The sequence below is a fragment of the Opitutaceae bacterium genome (genome assembly GCA_015075305.1).
In the GTDB taxonomy this organism is placed as follows: domain Bacteria; phylum Verrucomicrobiota; class Verrucomicrobiia; order Opitutales; family Opitutaceae; genus UBA6669.
This window is the reverse complement of record JABTUS010000007.1, coordinates 165,255-186,943: the sequence shown is the minus strand read 5'-3', so window position 1 is coordinate 186,943 and position 21,689 is coordinate 165,255. Positions and strand designations below refer to the sequence as shown.

The 21,689-nt window shown below is 62.4% G+C and carries 24 protein-coding genes and 2 tRNA genes; 14 read left to right on the top strand and 12 right to left on the bottom strand.

The genetic code is table 11. From position 1 onward, the window contains the following. Positions 1-37 precede the first annotated feature (37 nt). From HS122_14495 to HS122_14475, 5 genes are all read left to right on the top strand, one after another. Positions 38-361, top strand: coding sequence for a hypothetical protein (locus HS122_14495; protein MBE7539605.1), 324 nt, complete (start codon positions 38-40; stop codon positions 359-361). Next, positions 358-861, top strand: a complete 504-nt coding sequence (locus HS122_14490) for a hypothetical protein (protein MBE7539604.1) — start codon at positions 358-360, stop codon at positions 859-861. Before HS122_14495 ends, HS122_14490 begins: the two co-directional genes overlap by 4 nt. Further along, positions 842-1,435 carry a sigma-70 family RNA polymerase sigma factor gene (locus HS122_14485; protein ID MBE7539603.1) on the top strand — a complete coding sequence of 198 codons (594 nt, stop codon included), beginning with the start codon at positions 842-844 and terminating at the stop codon, positions 1,433-1,435. Before HS122_14490 ends, HS122_14485 begins: the two co-directional genes overlap by 20 nt. A 132-nt stretch (positions 1,436-1,567) precedes the next feature. Then, a complete protein-coding gene (locus HS122_14480; GenBank protein MBE7539602.1) occupies positions 1,568-1,813 on the top strand; it encodes an AbrB/MazE/SpoVT family DNA-binding domain-containing protein in 246 nt (81 codons plus the stop codon). After that, entirely contained in the window at positions 1,791-2,225 is a 435-nt protein-coding gene (locus tag HS122_14475; GenBank protein ID MBE7539601.1) for a PIN domain-containing protein, read from the top strand. Before HS122_14480 ends, HS122_14475 begins: the two co-directional genes overlap by 23 nt. Positions 2,226-2,318: 93 nt before the next feature. Here HS122_14475 and HS122_14470 read toward each other — a convergent pair. Further along, positions 2,319-2,401, bottom strand: a tRNA-Leu gene (locus HS122_14470). 88 nt (positions 2,402-2,489) lie between these two features. Then, positions 2,490-4,295, bottom strand: coding sequence for an ATP-binding cassette domain-containing protein (locus HS122_14465; GenBank protein ID MBE7539600.1), 1,806 nt, complete (start codon positions 4,293-4,295; stop codon positions 2,490-2,492). 140 nt (positions 4,296-4,435) lie between these two features. Here HS122_14465 and HS122_14460 point away from each other — a divergent pair, with 140 nt between their 5' ends. Beyond that, positions 4,436-4,906 carry a hypothetical protein gene (locus tag HS122_14460; GenBank protein MBE7539599.1) on the top strand — a complete coding sequence of 157 codons (471 nt, stop codon included), beginning with the start codon at positions 4,436-4,438 and terminating at the stop codon, positions 4,904-4,906. 9 nt (positions 4,907-4,915) lie between these two features. On the opposite strand, the gene HS122_14455 is transcribed toward HS122_14460, so the two are convergent. From HS122_14455 to HS122_14445, 3 genes are all read right to left on the bottom strand, one after another. Next, a complete protein-coding gene (locus HS122_14455; GenBank protein MBE7539598.1) occupies positions 4,916-5,305 on the bottom strand; it encodes an RNA-binding S4 domain-containing protein in 390 nt (129 codons plus the stop codon). A gap of 88 nt (positions 5,306-5,393) precedes the next feature. After that, positions 5,394-5,909 carry a DUF3016 domain-containing protein gene (locus tag HS122_14450; GenBank protein ID MBE7539597.1) on the bottom strand — a complete coding sequence of 172 codons (516 nt, stop codon included), beginning with the start codon at positions 5,907-5,909 and terminating at the stop codon, positions 5,394-5,396. Positions 5,910-5,996: 87 nt separating this feature from the next. Then, positions 5,997-8,345, bottom strand: coding sequence for an FdhF/YdeP family oxidoreductase (locus HS122_14445; GenBank protein ID MBE7539596.1), 2,349 nt, complete (start codon positions 8,343-8,345; stop codon positions 5,997-5,999). A 144-nt stretch (positions 8,346-8,489) separates the two neighbouring features. Here HS122_14445 and HS122_14440 point away from each other — a divergent pair, with 144 nt between their 5' ends. Together HS122_14440 and HS122_14435 are read left to right on the top strand one after the other, a co-directional pair. Next, a complete protein-coding gene (locus HS122_14440; GenBank protein MBE7539595.1) occupies positions 8,490-8,924 on the top strand; it encodes a metallophosphoesterase family protein in 435 nt (144 codons plus the stop codon). Positions 8,925-8,931: 7 nt separating this feature from the next. After that, the gene (locus HS122_14435; protein ID MBE7539594.1) at positions 8,932-9,702 is read left to right on the top strand and encodes a M48 family metallopeptidase; all 771 of its coding nucleotides are present in this window, start codon (positions 8,932-8,934) and stop codon (positions 9,700-9,702) included. Between the two features lie 21 nt (positions 9,703-9,723). On the opposite strand, the gene HS122_14430 is transcribed toward HS122_14435, so the two are convergent. Continuing rightward, positions 9,724-11,217, bottom strand: coding sequence for a sialate O-acetylesterase (locus HS122_14430; GenBank protein ID MBE7539593.1), 1,494 nt, complete (start codon positions 11,215-11,217; stop codon positions 9,724-9,726). A gap of 99 nt (positions 11,218-11,316) precedes the next feature. Here HS122_14430 and HS122_14425 point away from each other — a divergent pair, with 99 nt between their 5' ends. Beyond that, positions 11,317-12,159, top strand: coding sequence for an SDR family NAD(P)-dependent oxidoreductase (locus HS122_14425; protein MBE7539592.1), 843 nt, complete (start codon positions 11,317-11,319; stop codon positions 12,157-12,159). Here the strand turns inward: HS122_14425 and HS122_14420 are convergent. After that, positions 12,070-13,728 carry an excinuclease ABC subunit UvrC gene (locus HS122_14420; GenBank protein MBE7539591.1) on the bottom strand — a complete coding sequence of 553 codons (1,659 nt, stop codon included), beginning with the start codon at positions 13,726-13,728 and terminating at the stop codon, positions 12,070-12,072. The two genes, HS122_14425 and HS122_14420, sit on opposite strands and share 90 nt — an antisense overlap. On the opposite strand from HS122_14420, the gene HS122_14415 reads away from it, so the two are divergent. Both HS122_14415 and HS122_14410 read left to right on the top strand, forming a co-directional pair. After that, a complete protein-coding gene (locus HS122_14415) occupies positions 13,708-15,096 on the top strand; it encodes a CinA family nicotinamide mononucleotide deamidase-related protein (protein ID MBE7539590.1) in 1,389 nt (462 codons plus the stop codon). The two genes, HS122_14420 and HS122_14415, sit on opposite strands and share 21 nt — an antisense overlap. Before the next feature lie 256 nt (positions 15,097-15,352). After that, positions 15,353-16,210, top strand: coding sequence for an HDOD domain-containing protein (locus HS122_14410; protein ID MBE7539589.1), 858 nt, complete (start codon positions 15,353-15,355; stop codon positions 16,208-16,210). A 67-nt stretch (positions 16,211-16,277) separates the two neighbouring features. On the opposite strand, the gene HS122_14405 is transcribed toward HS122_14410, so the two are convergent. Continuing rightward, on the bottom strand, positions 16,278-17,216 hold the full coding sequence (locus HS122_14405) for a phosphoribosylaminoimidazolesuccinocarboxamide synthase (GenBank protein MBE7539588.1): 939 nt from the start codon (positions 17,214-17,216) through the stop codon (positions 16,278-16,280). Between the two features lie 157 nt (positions 17,217-17,373). Between HS122_14405 and HS122_14400 the strand changes: the two genes are divergently transcribed. Both HS122_14400 and HS122_14395 read left to right on the top strand, forming a co-directional pair. Then, complete coding sequence (locus HS122_14400; protein MBE7539587.1) at positions 17,374-18,417, top strand: acyltransferase; 1,044 nt, start codon at positions 17,374-17,376, stop codon at positions 18,415-18,417. Between the two features lie 237 nt (positions 18,418-18,654). Further along, positions 18,655-18,731, top strand: a tRNA-Glu gene (locus tag HS122_14395). Positions 18,732-19,026: 295 nt separating this feature from the next. Here HS122_14395 and HS122_14390 read toward each other — a convergent pair. Beyond that, positions 19,027-19,479, bottom strand: coding sequence for a DNA repair protein RadC (locus HS122_14390; GenBank protein MBE7539586.1), 453 nt, complete (start codon positions 19,477-19,479; stop codon positions 19,027-19,029). 445 nt (positions 19,480-19,924) lie between these two features. Here HS122_14390 and HS122_14385 point away from each other — a divergent pair, with 445 nt between their 5' ends. Then, complete coding sequence (locus tag HS122_14385) at positions 19,925-20,182, top strand: hypothetical protein (GenBank protein MBE7539585.1); 258 nt, start codon at positions 19,925-19,927, stop codon at positions 20,180-20,182. A gap of 61 nt (positions 20,183-20,243) precedes the next feature. Here the strand turns inward: HS122_14385 and HS122_14380 are convergent, their stop codons facing one another. From HS122_14380 to HS122_14370, 3 genes are read right to left on the bottom strand one after another with little or no spacing between them, the layout of a single operon-like run. Next, a complete protein-coding gene (locus HS122_14380; GenBank protein ID MBE7539584.1) occupies positions 20,244-20,840 on the bottom strand; it encodes a sigma-70 family RNA polymerase sigma factor in 597 nt (198 codons plus the stop codon). Then, entirely contained in the window at positions 20,818-21,318 is a 501-nt protein-coding gene (locus HS122_14375) for a hypothetical protein (GenBank protein ID MBE7539583.1), read from the bottom strand. The genes HS122_14380 and HS122_14375 overlap by 23 nt, the downstream gene beginning before the upstream one ends. After that, positions 21,315-21,581: a hypothetical protein gene (locus HS122_14370; GenBank protein MBE7539582.1), complete on the bottom strand. Its 267-nt coding sequence runs from the start codon at positions 21,579-21,581 to the stop codon at positions 21,315-21,317. Before HS122_14370 ends, HS122_14375 begins: the two co-directional genes overlap by 4 nt. Positions 21,582-21,689 lie beyond the last annotated feature (108 nt).

Here is a 21,689-nt window from a genome sequence, read left to right as displayed (position 1 = left end):
TTGCGACTGAACCCGGGAGTAAGGCAATCAAACCAAAATGAGTTCAAATCTTGAAGATGAACATCTCCGCCGACTGCTGCGTCGGGGCTGGACGGCTGCGGCCGAGCCAAGTTCCGGGTTTCGAGCAGCGGTCTGGGCCCGCATAGATACGGCGCAGCGTTTGCCCGCGACGTGGGCGGGCTGGCTCAGGCTCCACGTTCCCGGGGTCGCCTTTGCGGCCGCGGTGGGCATTTTCGCCGCCGGCGCAGGAGGAAGCCTCCTCGCCCGCCATCAGGCCGCGCAGGCGCGTGAAGCTCAGATCCGACACTACGTGGCGAGCATCGATCCCCATCAGCAATTGAGCTCAGCGCCCTCTCCATGAAATATGGCTGGCTCACCGCAGGGTTGATCGCGCTTGTGGCACTTGCGGCCGGCAGCCTGACCTACCTCTGCCTCCGTCCGGCATCAGCGGCGACCAGCATTGAATCAAACGACGATTCACTTGTCTGGCTGCGCGATGAGTTCAAACTCTCGGACGACACATTCGCCAGGGTGAAGGCCATGCACGCGTCTTATGAGAAAATCTGCGCCGGCCACTGCGAGGCCATTGCCGAATCGCGGACCGCGTTGAAGCGGCTGCGCCGCTCCGGAGCGCCCGAATCGGAGGTGGCCGCGGCGATGAAACAGTCGGCCGAGGTCGACGCCGAATGCCGGGCCAGCACTGAGCAGCACATCCGGGAAGTCGCCGCCGTGATCGGCGGTCGCGAAGGGGAACGCTACATCTCCATCGTTCTGCCGCGCGTAGCCGCCTTCGACCACTCCGCTCCCGCGTCGCTCGACCTGCAGAATCACGCCACGCACCATGCCCCCGGTCGAAGGTGACACCGGGAGCTCGTCTGACGAATCGCTGATGGCCGCCTTGCAGCAGGGGAACAACCACGCCCTTGCCGCGCTGATGCAGCGGTGGGAGATCAGCGTCAAAAGTTTCCTGCTTCGCCTCGGGGTTCCGTCCGCCGATGTCGAGGACGTGGCTCAGGAGGCCTTTGTTCGTCTCTACCAAAAGCGCGCCAACTACAGGCCGGGATCCTCGTTCAAGCCATGGTTGCTGACGATCGCCGGCAACCTCGGCCGCAACCGTCTGCGCTGGCGGATTCGCCGGCGCGAAGACAGCATGGAGGAGTTGAACGATTCCACTCCCGGCGGATTCGAGGTGGCCGATCCCGCGGCACGCACCGCATCCCAGCTGATTGAGGAGAAGAACCTCGCACGAAGCGTGCAGGCGGCAGTGCACGCGCTGCCAGCGAAACTCCGGCAGGCCGTACTATGCGTCGAAATCGAGGACCTCAGCCATCAGGAGGCCGCCCAGGTGATGGGCTGCTCGCCCAAGGCCGTGGAGACCCGCCTCTACCGCGCGCGGCAGCTCCTGCGGTCGAGACTGCAGGGCCTCCTGGGATAGTCCGGCGTCAAGATCCGCGCACGGCGAGCATGCTGCCTTTCCGATCCGACACCACGCGTTGTGCGCCTTCAGTCCAGCCACTTGACTTACGCCCTTCGTTGATGTAATGCACTTCAGAAGAAAGTAAGGCAAATGATCAAATTGCACCTCACGCAGAAAGGCCAGACGACGTTTCCCAAACCGATGCGGGAGTGGCTCGGCGTCGAGCCGGGCGGCGACGTCCTGGTTGAATTCCACGAAGGCAGGGTGACGCTGCGCGCGGATGCCAGCCCGGCGGGAATGCTGGCACGGTATGCCCGGCCGAGGCACAAGCGGACGGTGGAAAAGTCGATCGGCAGACACTTGGGCGCCCTCGATGCCGCGACGCGCGATACTTGATGCCAACGTCGTGCTGCGCTACCTGCTTGCGGACCATGCCAGGCAGTCTCCGGAAGCGGTGGAGCTGATTGAGCGCGCGCCCGACGGCACGCTTCACCTGCCCGCAATCATCCTGGCGGAGGTCACGTGGACCCTCAAATCGCACTTCGGCGTGCCGCGCGACCAGATCGCCGCGGCCATTCAGCGTGTCCTGGCGCGGCCCTCCATCGCCGCGGATGCAACGACACTCGACGCCGTCGCCCGCTACGCCAGCACCAGTCTCGATTTCGCGGACTGCGCGCTGGCGGCGGAAGGTGCGTCCAATGGGCTGACCGTCGCCACCTTCGACAAGGATTACCGAAGGTTCCCGGACGTCGCGGCGAAGCGCCCACGCGAGCTTCTGGCAGACCTCACACCACCTGCTGGAGAGTAGTCCGCCCTTTTGTCGGAGGTTTGTCATCGATGGCACACCCGTAGTTTTCCTGCTCTCCCCCCAGTTTTGGGATCCACATCACTCTGGAAGGAGTGCCCGAAGCGGGACTCGAACCCGCACTTCCTTTCGGAAATTCGATTTTAAGTCGAAAGCGTATACCATTTCGCCATTCGGGCGGCCGTTCCGTCAGGGACGACTAACAGGGAAAATCGCCCGGCTTACGAGCTTGAAACCCGCGTCCGCCAGCGCTCACCGGGGCGCGGGCTACTTGAGCGCCTCGAGTTCCTCCCAGCGCGCAAACGCCGTCGCGTGCTCCGCCTCAAGCTCGAACACGCGCGCGCGCGCCGCCGCCACGATTTCGGCAGGCTGCTGGTAGAAGGACGGATCGGCCAGCCTGCCGGACAATTCCTCCTGCTCAGCCTCGATCTTTTCGATTTGCGACGGGAGGCCCTCAAGTTCCCGCTGTTCCTTCGCTGTAAGTCTGCGGGGCTTGATTGACGCGCCTCCGGAGGCCGGTCTTGCCGGAGCAACGGCCCGCGCAGCCATGGCGGCTGCCGCCGCGGCAGCCTTTTCCTTTTCCTTCACCCAGTCGCTGTAACCGCCGACATACTCTCCTATGGAGCCATTGCCTTCGAACACCAGCGTACTGGTCACCACATTGTCCAGAAAATCGCGGTCGTGGCTCACCACGAGAAGCGTGCCCTGATATTCCACGAGCAGGTCCTCGAGCAGATCGAGCGTCTCGGCATCGAGGTCGTTGGTCGGCTCGTCCATCACCAGCACATTCGCCGGCTTGGTGAACAGGCGCGCCAGCAGCAGCCGGTTTCGTTCGCCGCCGGAAAGCACGCGAGCCGGCGTGCGCGCACGATCCGGCGAAAAGAGAAAGTCCTGAAGGTAGCTGATCACATGTCTCGTCCGTCCGTCGATCGTGACGGTCTCGTTCCCATCCGCGATATTGTCCGCGACCGTCCGGTTGTCGTCGATCTGCCCGCGAAACTGATCGAAATAAACCACCTCGAGTCCGGTGCCGTGCTTGATCTCCCCGGAGGTCGGTTTCAGTTCCCCAAGCAGCAGCTTGATGAGAGTTGTTTTTCCCGCGCCGTTGGGACCTATCAAACCGATCTTGTCACCCCGCGTGATCAGCGTGGTGAAATCGCTCACAAGCGGCTTTCCGTCCGCGAAGGCGAACGAGATCCGGTCGGCCTCGACGACCTTGACTCCCGATCGCTCGGCTTCGGCCAGCCGCATGGTGGCATTGCCCGTCCGCTCGCGGCGCGCCGCCCGCTCCGCCCTCATTTTCATGAGCGCGTGGATGCGACCCTGCGCGCGCGAACGCTGGGCCTTCACTCCCTTGCGGATCCACACCTCCTCCTGCGCCAGCTTCTTGTCAAAGAGCGCCTGCTGCCGCTCCTCCGCCTCCAACACCTCCTGCTTGCGCACAAGGTACGTGTCGTAGTCGCACGCCCAGCTCGCAAGCCGCCCGCGATCGAGATCGACAATCCGCGTCGCCAGCCGGCGCAGGAACGCCCGGTCGTGCGTCACGAAGAACAGCGAGATCTTTTCCGAGAGCAGAAAATCCTCAAGCCACAGGATCGAATCGACGTCGAGATGGTTGGTGGGCTCGTCCAGCAGGAGCAGATCCGGCTGGCCGGCAAGCGCGCGCGCAAGCAGGGCGCGGCGTTTCAATCCTCCCGAAAGCTGGGAAAACTCGGCTTCCGGATCGAGCTGCAGCCGTGCGACGAGATCGTCAACCCGCACGTCCCGCTCCCACTCCTCCTCATGATCGTGCGGCGGACGCAGGCCCGATGTCACCAGGGTGCGCACATCACCCTCAATGCCCGCCGGGATCTCCTGCGTCAGCCGGGTGAAGACGGCACCGGGTTCGCGGAAGACCTGGCCGGAGTCGGGCTTGATTTCTCCGGCGATGATTTTCATCAGCGTCGATTTTCCCGCGCCATTGCGCCCGAGCAGGCACACGCGCTCCCCCGGATCCACCTGGAAATTGGCCTTTTCCAGGATGTAGGGACCACCAAAGCTGAGTGAAACGTCGAGCAGGCTGAACAGGGACATGAACGCAGTCATTCAAGGCTGGCCAGCCCCGTTGGGCGAGGGATTTCTTGAAACCACATTGACGGGGGTGCCCGCCCGCAGCCGATGAAACCCACTCCATCGTTGCCGAGTTCCCGGCACACTGCGCACAATGCAAGCCCATGAAAGTATCGTTCACTCCAAAGGAGTTTGCGCGGGTCCTGGAGCTCGTGCATTTCGGCATGCACGTGGTGACTGCCTATCAGGGGCCCGAGACCACGGCCGCCAAACGATACCAGGATGTCGAGCAGACGATCCTGAATCTGGCGGAGGCGCTGAACTGCGCGGATCTCGTCGAAAAGGGATCCAACGGAGTCCTCTCGCTGTCCGAAAAAGTCACGAAGAACGAGCAGGTTGAACAGGTGCTCTCCGAGCACACCAACGACGCCTTCTGGCATGAACTCGTGGCTCGGCTTGCCGATCGCGACTACGCCTCGGACCAGGCGAGGCGCCACCTCGCCTCGACCACCCCCGGCCTCGAACCACCCCCTTCACTTGAGGCCGAACTCAAGAAGCTTGAGGACGCCTACTGGCAGGAGTTCGAGAAGCACGACCTCGCCCACGTTCATGTGCTCCGCGGTGGGAACGGATGATCCCGCACACTAACCCAGGAGCCTGTCGATCTGACGTCGATCCCGCTTCGTGGGCCGACCGGATCCGCGCTCCCGCTGCAAAAGATGCTGGATGCGCTGTTCCCTGGCCTTCTCCCATTCGGCCGCAGGCGTCTGCTCGTCACAGTAGTCCGCCACAAGCGGAGCTCCCACACGCGATTTTGGCACCGCACGCACGATCAGTGTTCGATTCACAACACCCTGCCGCACCGAAATGATCTCCCCTTCATGAACATCCCGCGCCGGCTTCACCGGCTGGTCGGCAATCTTCACGCTCCCCGCGCGACAGGCGTCGGAAGCCAGGCTGCGCGTCCTGTATAGGCGGACCGCCCAAAGCCACTTGTCGATGCGTGAACCGGATTCCGAGGCCTGGGGATTCAATGGGGAAAGCAGGGGCTCCAAAGAAACCGCCGCGAGCTGGTGAGTCGCGGCGGTGGGATCGCATCAAGTGCGCAATCCGTGAACAGCTCTACTTGGTTTCGCGCAGTTTTGCGCCCATCCAGTCATTGAGGATGTCCTTCTCATACCGCAGCGGATCCTGACGATCGATAGTCAGGCGCATCATGAACGCAAGGTCGGTGATGTTCTCCTCTCCCTGCTTTACGACGGCACCCGCCGCATTGGTGACTTTATAGCTGAACTTGAAGCGAGGTGGATAGATGTCCTTCACAATGCGGATGTCGTCCGCACGCGGTCCGCGCCAGGGCTCATATTCACCGGCGAGGTCGATGTCGCTGAACGTGATGGTCAGTTTCTGGCCCGCAGGAAGCAGCTTGTCCGCACGCCGCGTGATGTACTCGCGGATCTCGGACAGGATTGCGTCGCGGCCTTTTTCAGTGCCAAAGGAACTGTCCTTCACGTCCGTGAAGTTTTCAGGGTCTGTGAAGTTCACCTCGACACGCGTGGTGGGAATCTTGTTGTCCGCCGCGTATACCGCAGCGGTTCCCGCCAGAGAGAGAATCAGAAGCAGTTGTAGTGGTTTCATAGGATTAATTGTTCTTTGTATGTCTGTGACTCATCCTAGCCGCATTTGTTTCACCTGCCAGCACACAGAAGCGATTTTATTGACCGATCATGATTCGTCCGTCAGATCCGCGCTGGGGGATATCGTAACGACAACATATTTGCTCGTGGGAGTATTGCTGATCTCGGCCGTGCTATCGACCGGCACAAGTACATTGGCTTCAGGAAAATAGGTGGCAACGCAGCCGCGCGGAATCGAATAGGGTGCAACCATGAAGCCGCGCGCCACTCGCGTCACTCCGCCAAAATGGTTCGCGAGGTCGGCCAACTGTCCCGCCATCAAACCCGACGACTTGATGTCGTCCTCTTGCATGAACACAACCCGTCGTCCGCCGTAGACTCCACGATAGCGATCATCGAGCCCGTACACCGTCGTGTTGAATTGGTCATGGGTGCGGATCGTCATCATCACGAATTCGCCGCCCCGCAGAGTGGAGCGTCTGATTGGCGCCACGGTGAAGCGCGCTTTCTTTGAAATCGTCCTCCAAACCCGCTGATCCCGCACGGCATTTGGCAGGTGGAAAACCCCTTGGCGAATTCGCTCGTTGAAATCCTCGAATCCCGGCACAACGCGCGCAATGTGATCGCGAATCCGGTCGTAGTCGGCGGCGAGGTCATGCCATGGCACGGACGTGCGTGCGCCAAGAACAGCCGCGCCGAGCCGCGCCACGATAGCAGGTTCGCTGAGAAGATCGGGTGACGCCGGTTCCGCATGGCCGCGCGAGGAGCTGATGATGCCCATCGAGTCCTCCACGGTGACAAACTGCTCGCCCGCCGCCTGGCGGTCCCGTTCGCTGCGGCCAAGGCACGGCAGGATCAGCGCCGTGCGACCGGTCACCAGGTGCGCGCGATTCAGCTTGGTCGAGACATGCACGGTCAGCGCGCACCGACGAAGCGCCTCACCGGTGAATTCAGTGTCGGGAGTCGCCGAAAGGAAATTGCCGCCGAGTCCGAAAAAGACGCTCACATCGCCCCGATGCATCGCACGAATCGCATCCACCGTGTCATGACCGTGTTTCCTCGGCGATTTGAAGCCGAACTCACGATCGAGGCGGTCCAGCCACTCATCCGGCATCTTCTCAAAGATTCCCATGGTGCGGTCGCCCTGGACATTCGAATGTCCGCGCACCGGACAGACCCCGGCGCCCGGCCGCCCGATGCTGCCGCGCAGGAGAAGGAAGTTGACGATCTGCTGGATGGTGGCAACCGCCTGCGGCTGCTGTGTCAGGCCCATGGCCCAGCAGCAGATGGTCGCCTTCGACCGCGCGGCCAGCAGCGATACGCGCTCGATCTCCCCGCGCCCGACCCCTGCGGCTTCGACAATCGACTCCCACGGCGTCGCCCGCAGGTCCGCGATCAGTGGCTCAAATCCGTCCGTGTGCTCGCGGATGAACGCGTGGTCAAACACGGTGCCGGGCGCCGCATCCTCAATTTCAAGCATGCCCTTCATCAGTCCCTTGAAGAGCGCCAGATCCCCGGCAATGCGCACCTGAAGCCAGTGGTCGCTCAAAGGCGTGCCCGGCTGAAGCAGGAGCTTCACAGCCTTGAGCGGATTGAGCAGGTCCTGGGGGTTCTTGAAGCGAAAATTGCCGATCTCGGGTAGTGGATTAATGGATACTATGGTCGCCCCCCCGCCCTTCGCCTCCGCCAGGGTCGAGAGCATGCGCGGGTGGTTCGTGCCGGGATTCTGGCCGACGACAAGGATGAGCTCTGCCTTGAGGAAATCCTCCATCGTCACCGTTCCCTTGCCCACCCCGATGGTCGCGTTCAGCGCCGCGCCGCTGCTCTCGTGGCACATGTTCGAGCAGTCGGGCAGATTGTTGGTGCCAAACTGCCGCGCGAAAAGCTGATAGAGAAACGCGGCCTCGTTGCTGGTTCTCCCCGATGTGTAGAATGCCGCGGCATCCGGCGTGGACAGGCCGCGGAGCTCGTGCGCAATCGTCCCGAACGCCTCGCCCCAGGAAACCGGGGAATAGTGCGCCGCCCCCGGACGCCGGATCATGGGCTCGGTCAGGCGGCCCTGGCGGTTCAGCCAGTAGTCGCTCCGTCCAAGAAGTTCTGCGATCGAATGTCTGGCGAAAAAATCCCGGTCGACGCGCGCCGTCATCGCCTCGTCCGCAACCGCCTTGGCGCCGTTTTCGCAGAACTCAAAGGTGTGGCGGTCCGTGTCCGGATTCGGCCATGCGCAGGACTGGCAGTCGAAACCGTCGATCTGGTTGACCTTGAGCAGCGCCCGGGTGCCGGCCCAAACGCCCGCCCTTCCGAGCGCATGCTCACCGGTCTTGATGACGGCCTTCAGGCCCGCGGCGGCTTTCGATCCCGGCCCCAGGTGAGGAGGATTCGCTTCCGGCGGAGGCTGGGCGGAAGGCATCGGCGCGTCTGAAGTGGGCAGGGACATGCCGGAATCATGGGCGCGCCGGGTTGAAACTCAAACCCAAGCCATCGTGCGCGTGCAAATGTTGCAGCACCGCCTTGAAGGGCTGATGCCGGATTCCCCACGATTTTAGGTGACCCGCATCGATGCCTCGGACTGGAATCGGGCATGCGCATCGCCGTGATTGCCGACACCCATGACCGTTATCCCTCCGGTCTGCCGGGATTGCTGAAAGGCGCCGATGAGATCTGGCACCTGGGCGATGTCTGCGATCCGGAAACTCTCGTCGAATTCGAGCTGCTGGGAAAACCCATGCACGTTGTCCGCGGCAACAATGACTCCCATCCCTGGCCAATGGAGATGACACTGGTCAGAGGGAGCCTCAGTTTCCACCTCGTCCACATTCCGCCGCGCCGCGCTCCGGCTGGCGTCCATTTTCTCCTGCACGGCCACACCCATGTTCCCCGCGATGACATTGATTTCTCCCGCGTGCGCTGGCTCAATCCCGGCTGCATCAGCTACCCGCGATCGGACACATGCTCGTTCGCGTGGCTCACTCTTGAACGGAATGCGCTCAAGCGCTGGGAAGTGATCACACTCTGAGCCCGCAATGTCGCGCGAACGCCAGTCGGACTTTCTCGATTCAGTGCTCACAACAACCGCCTCAACGGCGGCCGGGGCGCACCCGATCGCCGCATCACCGCAGGAAACGCGTGATCCGGATGTCGTTTTCAAACGAAGCCTGCGCGCGGATCACTACCGCCTGATCCTGCGCAGGGACGGCGTTCCCGAGGTCACAATTCCCGCCCGCGGCAACGAGCGTGATGCCCGGCGGTTTCTGGAGTCGCACCGCGACTGGCTGGAGCGCGCGCGCCAGCGCCAGCGCCGCCGTCCCCAGGCCCCCGAGGTCTGGGTTCCCGGCACACACATCCTCTGGCGCGGAACGCTCACACCACTGCGCGTCGCGGTGGCGGGTGAGAAACCCGCGGTCTGCCTCGACGCGGATGTCTTCCGCGTGCCTCACCTGAACGGCAATCTTCGACCGACCCTCGAAGCCCATTTCCAGCGTCGCGCCAGAATCGAGCTGCCCGCACGCACCTGGGAGTTGTCGGCGATTTGCGGCGTCGAGGTGAAGCAGGTCGGTGTGCGCAACCAGCGCTCACGCTGGGGTTCCTGCAGCTCCGGCGGCGTGATCTCCCTCAACTGGCGGCTGGTGCAGACCCCGGACCATGTCCGCGACTACATCATCCACCATGAGCTGATGCACCTCCGCGAGATGAATCACTCCGAGCGTTTTTGGGCGCGCGTCGCCGAGGTGTGCCCCGGCTGGCGCGAGGCGGAAGCCTGGATCAAGCGCAACGGTTCGCTCGTGGGCCTCTGACCTGCCACCCCCGCGTGCGGCTCACCAGTCGTCCGTGCGAAACGGCCCCGCCGGCAGTCCGGCGCCGTTGTAGAGATTCGCAACCGGAGCATTGCTCCACGCATAGCGCACTTCGATCGGCTCGTTCACTTCGGACGACGTTACAAACACGGTGTCTCCTTCGATCGCCGCCTGCGCCGGGTGGAAAACCTTGTCCCGGCCGGCGAGTTCAAACGATTGCAGCGGCTGATCGCGCGCGATCAGGCCCGTCACGGCATGGCTGAAGTGCACGCGAATGCCGTTTTTCTCGCGATCCGCCGACTGGAACACCGGGCCGGAGTAGTCCCCTGGAATGCCGTAGACCTGAGCCTTTGCAATCAGCGCGAGGCGACGGGCCACCTCCTGCTTGTTGCGAGGATGAATGTCGTCCGGATTCCCGATATCGATGGCAATCGCCTGCCCTGTGTCAGGAAGGGAAAGCGTCTGTGTCTGCGTCTCGCGCAGGGCCGCCCAGTCGAAGTTCGTTTTGAAGTTGGCCAGCTGCACCCAGCAAAAAGGAAAATCCCCCTGCCCGAAATGCGCGCGCCAGTACGTGATCATCGTCTCGAAAAGCTTGTGATACCCTGACGGACGGCGCGCATTGTTCTCGCCCTGGTACCAGAGCACGCCGCGAATGCCGTACGGGAGCACTGGATTGATCATCGCGTTAAAAAGGCCGGACGGCAGGTCCCGGCTTTTCGGATCGCGGGGTTCCAGTGGTTTCCGCTTGGAAAACGGCTTCCCCGCCTTCCTGGCCTCCGCCTGCTCTGAAGTCCACGCTTCAAGTTCCTTGTCATAGGCCGCCTTCTCCTCCGGATAGGCATCCAGCGCCTCCTTCCAGCGCTTGAATACGATCTCAAAGGCCGGATCGCTCGCCAGCGCCGCAGGGCTCATCCACGATTCAATCGGAGTGCCGCCCCAACTGCTGTGAATGATGCCGATGGGAACACCCAGCTTGCGATGGATGTCGCGCGCAAAAAAATACCCCACTGCGGTGAATCCTCCCGCCGTGGCTGGACTCGCCGGCGACCACTTTCCCGTCAGTTCGTCCGTTGGCGTCTCAGACACCTTCCTTGGCACGGTGAAGACGCGTATCTGGGGATAATCGGCTGACGCCATCTCTTCCTTCGCATTGTCCGAATTCCTGACCAGCCACCCCATGTTCGACTGCCCGGAGCAAAGCCACACCTCGCCAACCAGAATGTTCTTCACGGTCAGCTGATTGTTGCCCGACACCGTCATCTCCGCCGGTTCCGAGCGGGTCGCCAGCGGATCGAGGTATACGATCCAGCGACCGTCGGCCGGTGTCATTGTCGAGACCTCCTGGCCGGCAAAGCTGACGGTCACATTCTCGCCGGGATCCGCTCGACCCCAGATCGGCACAGGGCGGTCACGCTGAAAAACGAGGTCATCCTGGAACAGTCCCGCCAGCGCAACATCGGCGCGAAGGATGCTTGTGAGGCAGACAGCCAGCAGACTCAGGATGGTCAGGCGCATGATTCCTCACTCGTGCCAAACTCGGGTCGCCAGCTCAATCCGATTCATCGCAGCAATTTTCACTCGCGTCGGGAATTTCCCGCTGCCTCATTGCCGCCCATGCCTGCACTCGCTGACCAGGTGGTGATCGTGACCGGCGCCTCCTCCGGCATCGGAGAAGCGACCGCCCAACGGCTCGCCCGCGCGGGAGCCAGGCTCATCCTCACGGCGCGCCGCTCCGACCGGCTCGAAGCCATGGCACGGGCACTGGACCCAGGCGGCACCCGCATTCTGGCCGTCGCGGCCGACATCACCCTTGCCGCCGATCGCGAGAGGCTGGTCGCCGCCACGCTGCAACGCTTCGGTCGAATCGACGCACTGGTCAACAACGCCGGCTATGGCCAGCGGGGTCCGCTGGAACGGGTTTCGATCGACGCCGTGCGCCGCAATTTCGAGGTCAATGTATTCGCCCTGATCGCTCTCACCCAGCAGGTCATTCCGCACCTGCGTTCGCAGGGGCGCGGCCGCATCGTCAACATCGGCTCCGTCGCCGGCAGGATCGCGCGCCCGCTTTCGTCCGTCTACGATTCCACAAAACACGCGCTCGAGGCTCTCAACGACGGGCTTCGGGGCGAACTGCGCCCCTTCAACATTGACGTGGTGCTGATCCGGCCGGGTTACATCGCGACGGAATTCGGCGAATCAGCCGCATTCGCATCCGCCGATGCGCTCAACGACTCCGGTCCATACGCTCCCTTTGTCGAGGCCTACCGGAAGGGCTACAGCCGCGGGCGGCGGTTCGCCCGGCCTCCGGACACCATCGCGCGGCTCGTCGAACGCGCACTCACCGTCGCGCGCCCGCGCACGCACTACTCAGGCCCCGCCCACGCCCGGGTCTTTCTCTTTCTCCGCTGGATCCTGCCCGCGCGCTGGTTCGATCGCCTTGTCCGACTCAAACGCTGACGGCTGCGCCGATTGCATCGGCGGTGTGGGGACTGCGGCATCCTCCGCATGGGGCGCCTCGTCTCCCCGGGTCGCAGCGGAGGGACGTCGATGGAGGAACTCGTACAGCTCCACGGCGAGTTTGGGTCCGAACCCCGGGACATCGCGGATCTCGGCCGCGCTCGCCACCTTCAGGTGTTCGAAGTCGCCGAAATGCTCGAGGAGCGCCGCACGACGAACCTCGCCGAGTCCGGAAAAATCGTCGAGCAGGCTCTCGCGCAGTTTCCGCGAACGCAGGTCGGCGCTGTAGGTGTTCGCAAACCGATGCGCCTCGTCGCGGAGCCGCTGGAGCAGATTCAGCGCGGGTGAATTCAGCGGCAGATTCAGGGGAGCGCGCGCGTCCGGAAAAATGATCGTTTCATGCTTCTTCGCGAGGCCGATCAGCGCCGGAGGCTCAACCTCGATCGCTAGAAACGCCTTCAGCGCCGCTCCAATCTGTCCCCGGCCACCGTCGATCACGACGAGATCCGGCATCCGCCTGCCTTCCTGTTTCAGCCTTCGATAGCGCCGCCCCACGACCTCCTCCATGGCTCGAAAATCGTCGTTCCCAATGAAGCTCTTGATCTGAAACCGGCGATAATTCTGCTTGTCCGGCCGCCCGTTTGAAAAGTGCACCATCGAGGCGACGACGTAGGTGCCGGAAATGTGGGAAATGTCGAAACACTCCATGGTGCGCGGCAGCTCCCGCATTCCAAGCGCCTCCCCCAGCGCAGCCATCGCCGATTCGTCCGTGGAAACGACGGGGTGATCCCGCTCAAACTTGCGCGTTTTTTCGAGCGTCTTCTCGAGCGCGAACACCACATCGCGCAACTCCGCCGCCTTCTCGAATTCCTGCCGCGAAGCCGCGCCCGCCATCTCCGCACGCAAAGCCTCGAGCCACTCGCGCGACTTCCCGTCCAGAAAAATGCACGCCCCCTCCACGCGCCCGCGGTATTCCTCGGACGTCGTCACATTCTCAAACCCATAGAGCTCCCGTCTCACATCATCGTAGAGCTGCCACCGGCCATCCGCCAGCTTCCTGGGCGTCGCATCTCCCAGCATCACGCCAAACTGCCTGCGCATCTGGGCGAGGGTCTTCCGAAGCAGCCCTGAATGTGCAAAAGGACCGAAATAGCGCGACCGGTCGTCCTTCCTGATGCGTGTCAGCCGGATCCTCGGAACCTCCTCCTGCATGTCGACGCGCACCAGCAGGAACCGTTTGTCATCAGTAAAATCCGTGTTGTACCGGGGCTTCCACTGCTTGATCAGCCTGCCCTCGAGCAGCAGCGCCTCCGGCTCCGATTTCACCTCCAGTGTCTCGAAGTCCGCAATCGTCTCGATCAACGCCCGGATTTTCGGGTGCACAGCCATTGCCCTGGATGGCGTGAAGTACGATGAAACGCGCTTTTTCAGGTTCTTGGCCTTGCCCACGTAAATGATGCGCCCCAGCCGGTCCTTCATCAGATAGACCCCCGGCCGGTCAGGCAGACGCCGCACCTTTTCCTTCAGGGAAGCGGGCGAGTCCTCGCGATGCGATTCAGTGACTGGCATTTTTCCGAGTTTAGCCTACTTTCCAGACTGGCAAGTTTTGAATCATACTCGTCTGGCCTTGTGACCTCCCTCCATTTTCCGCGTCGTTTTGAACTCATCACCCTCGGCGACGAGTTGCTGCTTGGTCTTACAACCAACAGTCATCTCGCCTTCATCGGCGCCCAGCTCGGCCGCCACGGCGCGATGCTGGCGCGCAACGTCACCGTGACGGATGAGGCGGCCGCCATCGAGCGGCAGTTTCGCGAAAGCTGGGCGTCCGCCGACGTCATCATCACAACCGGCGGCCTCGGGCCGACATGCGACGACCGCACCCGCGAGGTGATTGCAGGCGTTCTCGGCCAGACGCTCGTGTTCGACCCTTCGATCGAGACCTCCATCGCCGAGCGTTTCGGCCGTCTGGGACGTCCCATGACGAAAAACAATCTCAAGCAGGCGTACCGCTTCGCCAACGGCAGCGTGCTGCCAAACGCCAACGGCACCGCGCCCGGACTCTGGTTCGAGCAGGATGGCAAGGTCCTGTGCATGCTGCCGGGGCCGCCCAATGAGCTGCAGCCGATGTTCGTCACGCAGGTTCTCCCCCGGCTCGCCGCGCTCGGCTGCATCCGCGACCACGAGGCGTATGTCCAGCTTCGCACCGCGGGCATCGGGGAAAGTTCGCTCGAGGACCGGCTGCAGCCGGTCTTCAACCGGTTCGGCGACGCCCTGACGGTCGCCTTCTGCGCGCATCAAGGCCATGTGGACTGCCGTCTCAGCTCATCGGGTGATAGATTTTCGGGCACACAGCTTCTCGAGATCGCAACGGAGTGCGCATGCCTCCTGGGCGAGGACTTCGTGTGTTACGGCAACGAACCGCTGGCGCGCATCTGCGCCAATCTGCTGCGGGAGCGGGAGCTGACCATCGCCGTCGCAGAGGCCGCGACAGGCGGCCTGCTTGCGAACGCATTCACGGAGCTTCACGGCGCCTGCAAGTTCTTCGCCGGCGGCTGCGTCTGCTATTCCAATGAATCCCGAATGCAGCTTCTCGACGTGCCCGAGGAGATTCTTTCGCAGCACGGCGCCGTATCGCCGGAGGGCGCGGTGGCCATGGCGACCGGAGCTGCCGAAAGGCTGGGCGCCGACTACGCGCTTGCGGTCACGGGCTTCGCCAGCCCCACCTGCGGCCACGAAGCCAGTCCGATCGGCACAATCTATATCGCTCTTTACTCGCCGAATGGAGTTTGGAGCAGGAAACTTTCGTACCCTGGACCGCGCGAGACAGTCAAGGTGCGGGCGGTCAACGCGGCGCTGGACTGGTTGAGGCGGGACCTTCACAAGACCAGAAGTTCTTCGAAGGCATTGATCGCAACGGCACCCACGAGCTCAGGCTGACGTTCAGTCCGATTTGCAGCGCGGTTCCTCGAGGCAGGCGGAGAGGCCAGCCGGTTGGTCCCCAGGCATGAAGCCCGCTTGATGGCCCAGGCAATTGCTGATCACACGCGTTTTCAGCCATGCGCTCATGGGGACCATCCGAAGTATTTCAAAAAATAATCCGCGGAACTGACTCCTTTTCACCGTCACAGGCGTAGATTGGAAAAAAGGGTAAAGTCTCCCGCACCAAATACCGATTGAAAGACATTCGCCGCGCATGGCCGCAAAATCCATTTCTGACGCCCGGCTCGCCGCCGCCGCATCCAAACTTTCCGCGGCGCCACGCGTGTTTCAGCGGCTGAGCGCCGCCATGAGGGATCCCGACGTCAGCGTCGACGCGATCGTCTCCGTCGTGCGTCTCGACGCCGTCCTGAGCGCGCGTGTCCTGCGGATCAGCAACAGCGCGCAGTTCGCGCGCGGCAGCCACATAACAAGTCTCGACGAGGCGATCGACCGCATCGGGCTTTATGAAGTCTATCGTCTGGTCGGCGCCGCCATGGCCTGCCAGCTCTATTCGGTCGGTCTGCCAGTTTATGGCGTGTCCTGCGATGAACTCTGGGAGAATTCCGTGACCACGGCCGTCGCCTTGGAAAACATGGCCGCCGCCGCAGGCGAGGACGGCAGCACCGGATACACCCTGGGACTGCTTCGGCCGGTGGGCCGGCTGCTGCTCCAGGGAGTGGCCACCGAGGAGGGCTGCGCGGTCGGAAGCGGGTCGCATCCCACCGCCGCGCTCGTCGCCGCCTGGGAGTTCAATACGTTTGGAACGACCAGCACCGAAGCGGTCGACCGCCTCTTCCACCTGTGGGGTTTTGCTCCAAGCCTGACCGAACCGATTCGCCACCATTTCGCTCCCGCCGGGGATCCCAATCGCATGAAAATCACCGCGCTGCTTCATGTCGCAGCATGGATCACCCAGGAAATCGGCAAGGGCCTCTCGATCGAGCGGCATGCCTGGGCCCTCACCGAAGACGTTCTTCTGCAAGCTGGGTTGTCATTGAAGGACGCGCAGGCACAGGTCGAACGGACGAAGCGAATCTCCGAGCGACTCCAGGGCATGCTGCGAGCCGCCTGATCGACGCGATGCGGGCTTGCGGGGATTGAATCAATATCTCCGCGGCGAACCCGGGGTTCACCTTCGCTCAGCGCATGAGATTTCTCAATGCGGCAAGGTACTTGTCGCGCGTTCGGCGAACAACCTCCGCCGGCAGCCTGGGCCCGGGCGGGCGCTGGTTCCAATTCACCGCAAGGAGATGGTCCCGCACGAACTGTTTGTCATAACTCGGAGGCGACTGATCCGGCGCATAACTCTCCGAAGGCCAGAAGCGCGAGGAATCCGGCGTCAGCACTTCATCGATCAGCACCAGACCGCCCTGCGCATCCGTGCCAAATTCAAACTTCGTGTCAGCCAGGATCATGCCCGCCGCACGCGCGCGGTCGTGTCCGCGACGATACAGCGACAGGCTCGTCGCCTTCACGCGCTCATAGAGATCCGTGCCAACGATCGCCCGCCCGGCGGCATCGTCGATCGCCTCGTCGTGCTGTCCCTTCGGCGCCTTCGTGGTCGGAGTAAACAGCGGCTCCGGCAGCTTGTCGGCCTGCCGCAAGCCGGCGGGCAGCCGATGACCGCACACCTCGCCGCTCGCCTGATAAGATTTCCAACCGCTGCCCGCCAGGTAGCCGCGAACGACGCATTCGATGGCGAGCGGTTTGAGTTTCCTCACCACCATGCTGCGAAGCCGCAGATCGCTGTCATGGATGCCGCGCCGATTGAACTCCCCTTCCTGATCGGGCAGCAGGTGATTCGCGATCAGGTCCCTCGTCAGATCGAACCACCACCGGCTCAACTGCGTCAGGAGGATGCCCTTGCCCGGGATGCCGTCCGGCAGGATGACATCGAAGGCGGAAAGCCGGTCCGAGGCGACGAGCAGCAGCGCGTCACCCAGGTCGTAGATTTCACGCACCTTGCCCGAGGCGAGATGTCGCGGCTTCGGATTCAGATTTGAAAGCTGCGACTCGATGTGTTCAAGCGACGTGACGGCGGATGATGGCAGCGCGGCCTCGATCTCTGCAAAATTCATGGGCATTGCCGTTCACGAAGGACGGAAAGTTCAAAAAGGTCAGGCATGAATTTTCACACAGCGCGCATCATGTACGATCTGGTTTTTTGTGTGCGCTCGACAACGGGCATTGAAGCCGCGCGCCTTCTCCGCAGTTTCACGCCTCCGCGACTGCACCATGAAAAACCGCTACTATCCTGCTCTGGACGGCCTGCGCACGATCGCGGTCGGCATCGTGCTGTGTGCTCACGGAGGAGTGACCTGGTTTCGCAGCGGTGGAGTCGGCGTCGATGTTTTCTTTGTCCTGAGCGGCTTTCTGATCACAACCATCCTCAGCGGCGAGCATGGGAGGACCGGTGCGATCAGCTTCAGAAATTTCTATGCGCGTCGTTTTCTGCGGCTCGTGCCGGCGCTGCTACTGACCTGCGCGCTAGTGGCCGTGGCCAAGCCCGCGCTTGGCGAACCGTTTCCGGCGGTGGACATCGCGCTGGCGCTGACCTATTCATCGAACTGGGCGCAGGCGATCTACCAGCACCACCTCACCTGGTTGAATCACTGCTGGTCGCTGGCGATCGAGGAGCAGTTCTACCTCATCTGGCCGCTTGTTGTCATCGGCCTTGAGCGCGGCATCCGAACGCCCGCGGTCAAGAGCGGCGCGCTGCTCGCGGGTGCGGCGTGCATCGCCGCTTGGCGCGCCTGGCATGTCGGCACCTGGACGGACGAGCGCATCAATTTCGGACTCGATACGCGCATGGACACCCTGATGGTCGGCGCAGCGATCGCCTACGCTGTGAAGGCTCTGCCAAAAGGCGGATTGCCTGAAAACCTCAGCCGGTTCCTCGGACGTATGCTCGCGCCCCTCGCGCTTGCAACGGTGTTCCTGATCCCCCGCATCGTGACCTGGTACAGCCCGTGGATGGGATGGATCGGTTACGTCATCGTCGCCGGCCTGGCGGCGACAACACTCCTCGATCTGGTGGCGGGCCGGCACTCGCTGCTCGCGCCGATTCTGGCGACACGACCGATGGTATTTGTCGGCAGGATTTCGTACGGACTCTACCTCCTGCACCTCCCCGTCTATTACATGGTCGAGGCAGTCATCCCCAATGCACCGCTCATCGTACGGCTCGGCTGGAAAGTCAGCATCAGCCTCGCCCTGGCAACAGCATCGTTCTTCTGGATCGAGCGCAGATTCCTGCAATTGAAAACCCGGTTTGAGTGACAAGCGCCGGACGATAGCCGCGGCAAATCCCCAGCCTTGTCCTCTGACTGGCGGAGATCGAACCGGGGAAGTTCGCGGCACGAACCGCCCCTTCGCGCCGTGTCACCCTCGGCAAAGTCACAGGCACGCGCAGGCAAACATCTTGCACGATGGCCAATTTTGAGCGGAAGACCCCTTTCAAAAACGTACTTGCACAACCCCCCTGACGCCGTACCGTCCACCCCCTTGTTCTTTTGCGTCCCCATCGTCTAGCCCGGTTAGGACACCACCCTTTCACGGTGAGAACCGGGGTTCGAATCCCCGTGGGGACGCCATCTTCGAGAGGCCCGTAACTCTAACGAGTTACGGGCCTTTGTGCTTTCGGCTCAGCCCTAAGTGACAATGAGGGTGACAATAAGTTCAAGGAAATCTGCCGACGTTTCGGGATGACGCGGAAGAGACTTTCCAGTCCGCACTGAGGACGATGCAGCGCACACGGAACACAAAAATACCGCCCCGAGGTTGCCCCCGGGGCGGCTGGCCCGTGTGGCAAAAACCGTTGGCCGAAATGGGTCGGAGTCAACGCACGATCCGCCCGCGCGGTATCGTGGATGTCGTGGCAAAAGGGCATCACAAGATGCCCGCCGCGCGGAAGGAATAGTGGCCGACCTTCAACGGATCGGCTTTCGGATCACCGACAATGACGTGGTCGATGAGGTCGATGTCGATGACCTTGGCGGCTTCCCGGAGGTGACGGGTCATCTGGACGTCGGCCGCGCTGGGGGCCGGGTCGCCGGAGGGGTGGTTGTGGGCGACCACGAGGGCGGTGGCGCTGGCGAGGATGGCTCCGCGGAACACCTCGCGTGGTGCGACCAGTGTGGAGGTTGCCGTTCCCAGAGTGACGAGATGCCGCCCAATGGGGTGATTCTTGCGGTCGAGATAGACGCAGTAGAACGCCTCCTGCATCGGATTTTCCTCGAAAGCAGAATGGAGGTAATCGGCAACCTTCTCCGGTCGGTCGAGACGGACCTCTTCGCCGAGAGAAACGAGGGAGTAAACGATCTTGGCTTCGTAAACGCGCATGGTGAGCGCTCGCGCGAGCCGCGTTTCCCTTTCTCGACATGCTGTCGAGTGATCGCGGGTGCTGCCCGGTTGAGCGCCCGCTCGGGATGGGCGAAAGTCAAAGCGCTGGGTGGAGCGCCGAGGCAGCGTCCCGCGCAGCGGGACCAATCGAGGGGGAAGCGGAACGTTTGCGCGGGGTGGAGGCCGCAGACACGACCTTGACCGCCCATAAAATGGGGCGCTACCGGACGGGGCAGAGCTAAAATAATTCGAGCGGAGCGAGCGTCGGCTGGCAGACTTGGTCACGGTCACTGTTGGCGGATGCAGAGCGGAAATCCGGACTTACCGAAGGGTGTAGTGATGGGCTCTTCCACAGGTCAAAATTTGCGCAGTAGCGAGCAAGCAATGATCAGGGGAATCGGAGGAGTCCGGGGTAAGGTAATTGTAACTCAACCAAAGGATTCAAATGAAACTCCCGTTTAGCTCCAAAACTTCGGCGGTCGGCCTCGGCCTCCTTTTCTCCACCCTGCTCGTTTCCAGCGCCGTCGCTGGTCCCGGCCCCGAATACTGGGCGCGCATGAACAAGAATCAGAAGCCGGCCTCGTATCCGACCATCTGGCGGACCAAGGCAGACGCCGACGCCAAGGTCCAGGCCGCCGCCAAACCGACCGCCGAGGCTGCCGCTGGCTGCACCGCTTGTCAGGGCTGCGCCAAGAAGTCCTGACGCAGCGTATCGGTCATTGTCACTCAGCCGCCGCCAATGCGGGCGGCTGAGTTTTTTGAATTCAGGCCAAGACTGAACGCAGCGCCGAACGCAGTATTTGGCGTGCCCGGTAAAGCCGGGTTTCGACGGCCTTTGGGCTACAGCCCATGATCTGCGCCGCTTCTTGGTGGCTCATTTCCTCAAGCTCGACGCAAAGCACCGCTTGACGAAGATTGTCAGGCAACGCCTCCACGGCTGAGCGAACTTCCTTCGTCACACCGGCTTGCTCGGCAACTGCGGCTGCGGACTGAGTGGCGGAGTCGGCCACATCAAAGCCATCCGGTCGATCCGATGCCATTGCTTCGATGCTGTCTTCCCGGCGCCGGAACCGCCAACGCAAGCGATTGCGCCCAAGGTTTCCGGCGATGGTCAGAATCCAAGGCTTGAATGGCGCTCCAGGGCGATAGTTTGCCCGCTTCTCGTAGAGGCGCACAAACGCATCCTGCGCGACATCTTCAACATCGGCTGACGGCACTCCGAGCCGGAGAAGAAAGCCCTTCACCCCCAATTCCCATCGATGCATCAACGTGGCCAACGCCTGGTCTTCGCCACGTTGCAAGGCCGCCATCAACGCCTCATCAGAAATCGTCCCGGAATCATTTTCGCCCGGGGCCGTCATACGTTGGGGTTTTCTGCATATCGAGTGTGGCCGGAGCGCTGTGATCGAAAGAGGCCACGCGGGGCAGCACGATGGAAAGATAACGCCGGCCGTCTTCACCTCCGATGACAGCGGCAATCTCGCGGATATGCTTTTGGGTGCTGGCAATGCACTGCGCGTCCACGGATGTAACCCTGGTCATCGCTGCGGCGATCTCCGCTTCAGATGCATGGCTGTCGCGCACTCGCTGCAGTTCCTTCCGGGAATCGGCGATGGCCTGGCAGTGATCGGCGCACACGAGTTCATAGGATTCGTGCATCGCCTCCACTTGGGCCATTTTTTCGGGCGACAGCTTGAATTCCTCGCGCACCCACGCCAGCGAGTCATGTGCGTGCGCGACCGAGTCGGGTAAAGGCCGATGAAAGCACACATAGGCCAAGCAACCCGCCGCCAGCGCAACGACAGCAATGATCCCGGCCGTAATCCAGCGATACTTCATGGAGCGGTTGACGAGGCCACGCGCTGATGAGGATCGATGCTGGTGACGTATCGCTGGATGAGCTGATCACGGTCACGGTTCGCTTGGCTGGCGGCAAGATAGCCGCCGCCTGCACTCGCAAGCACGACGCTGGCCGCAGCATACATGGTAACACTGGCGAAATTGAGTTTCAGCCACCCGCTCCAAGTCGCGGGCAGCCGCCGGCCGGCTTCAATTCTGGCCCAGACTGAAGTCCGAAAATTCGGGTTGGATTGAGCCGGCACTGTCCAACCCCTACGGATCAACGGGCCTAGTTGGTCATCATTATGGTCGGTGTTCATGTTGCTTCTTTTGGTATATTACACCCCTTGGCGGCACAATCCCTCATGCTT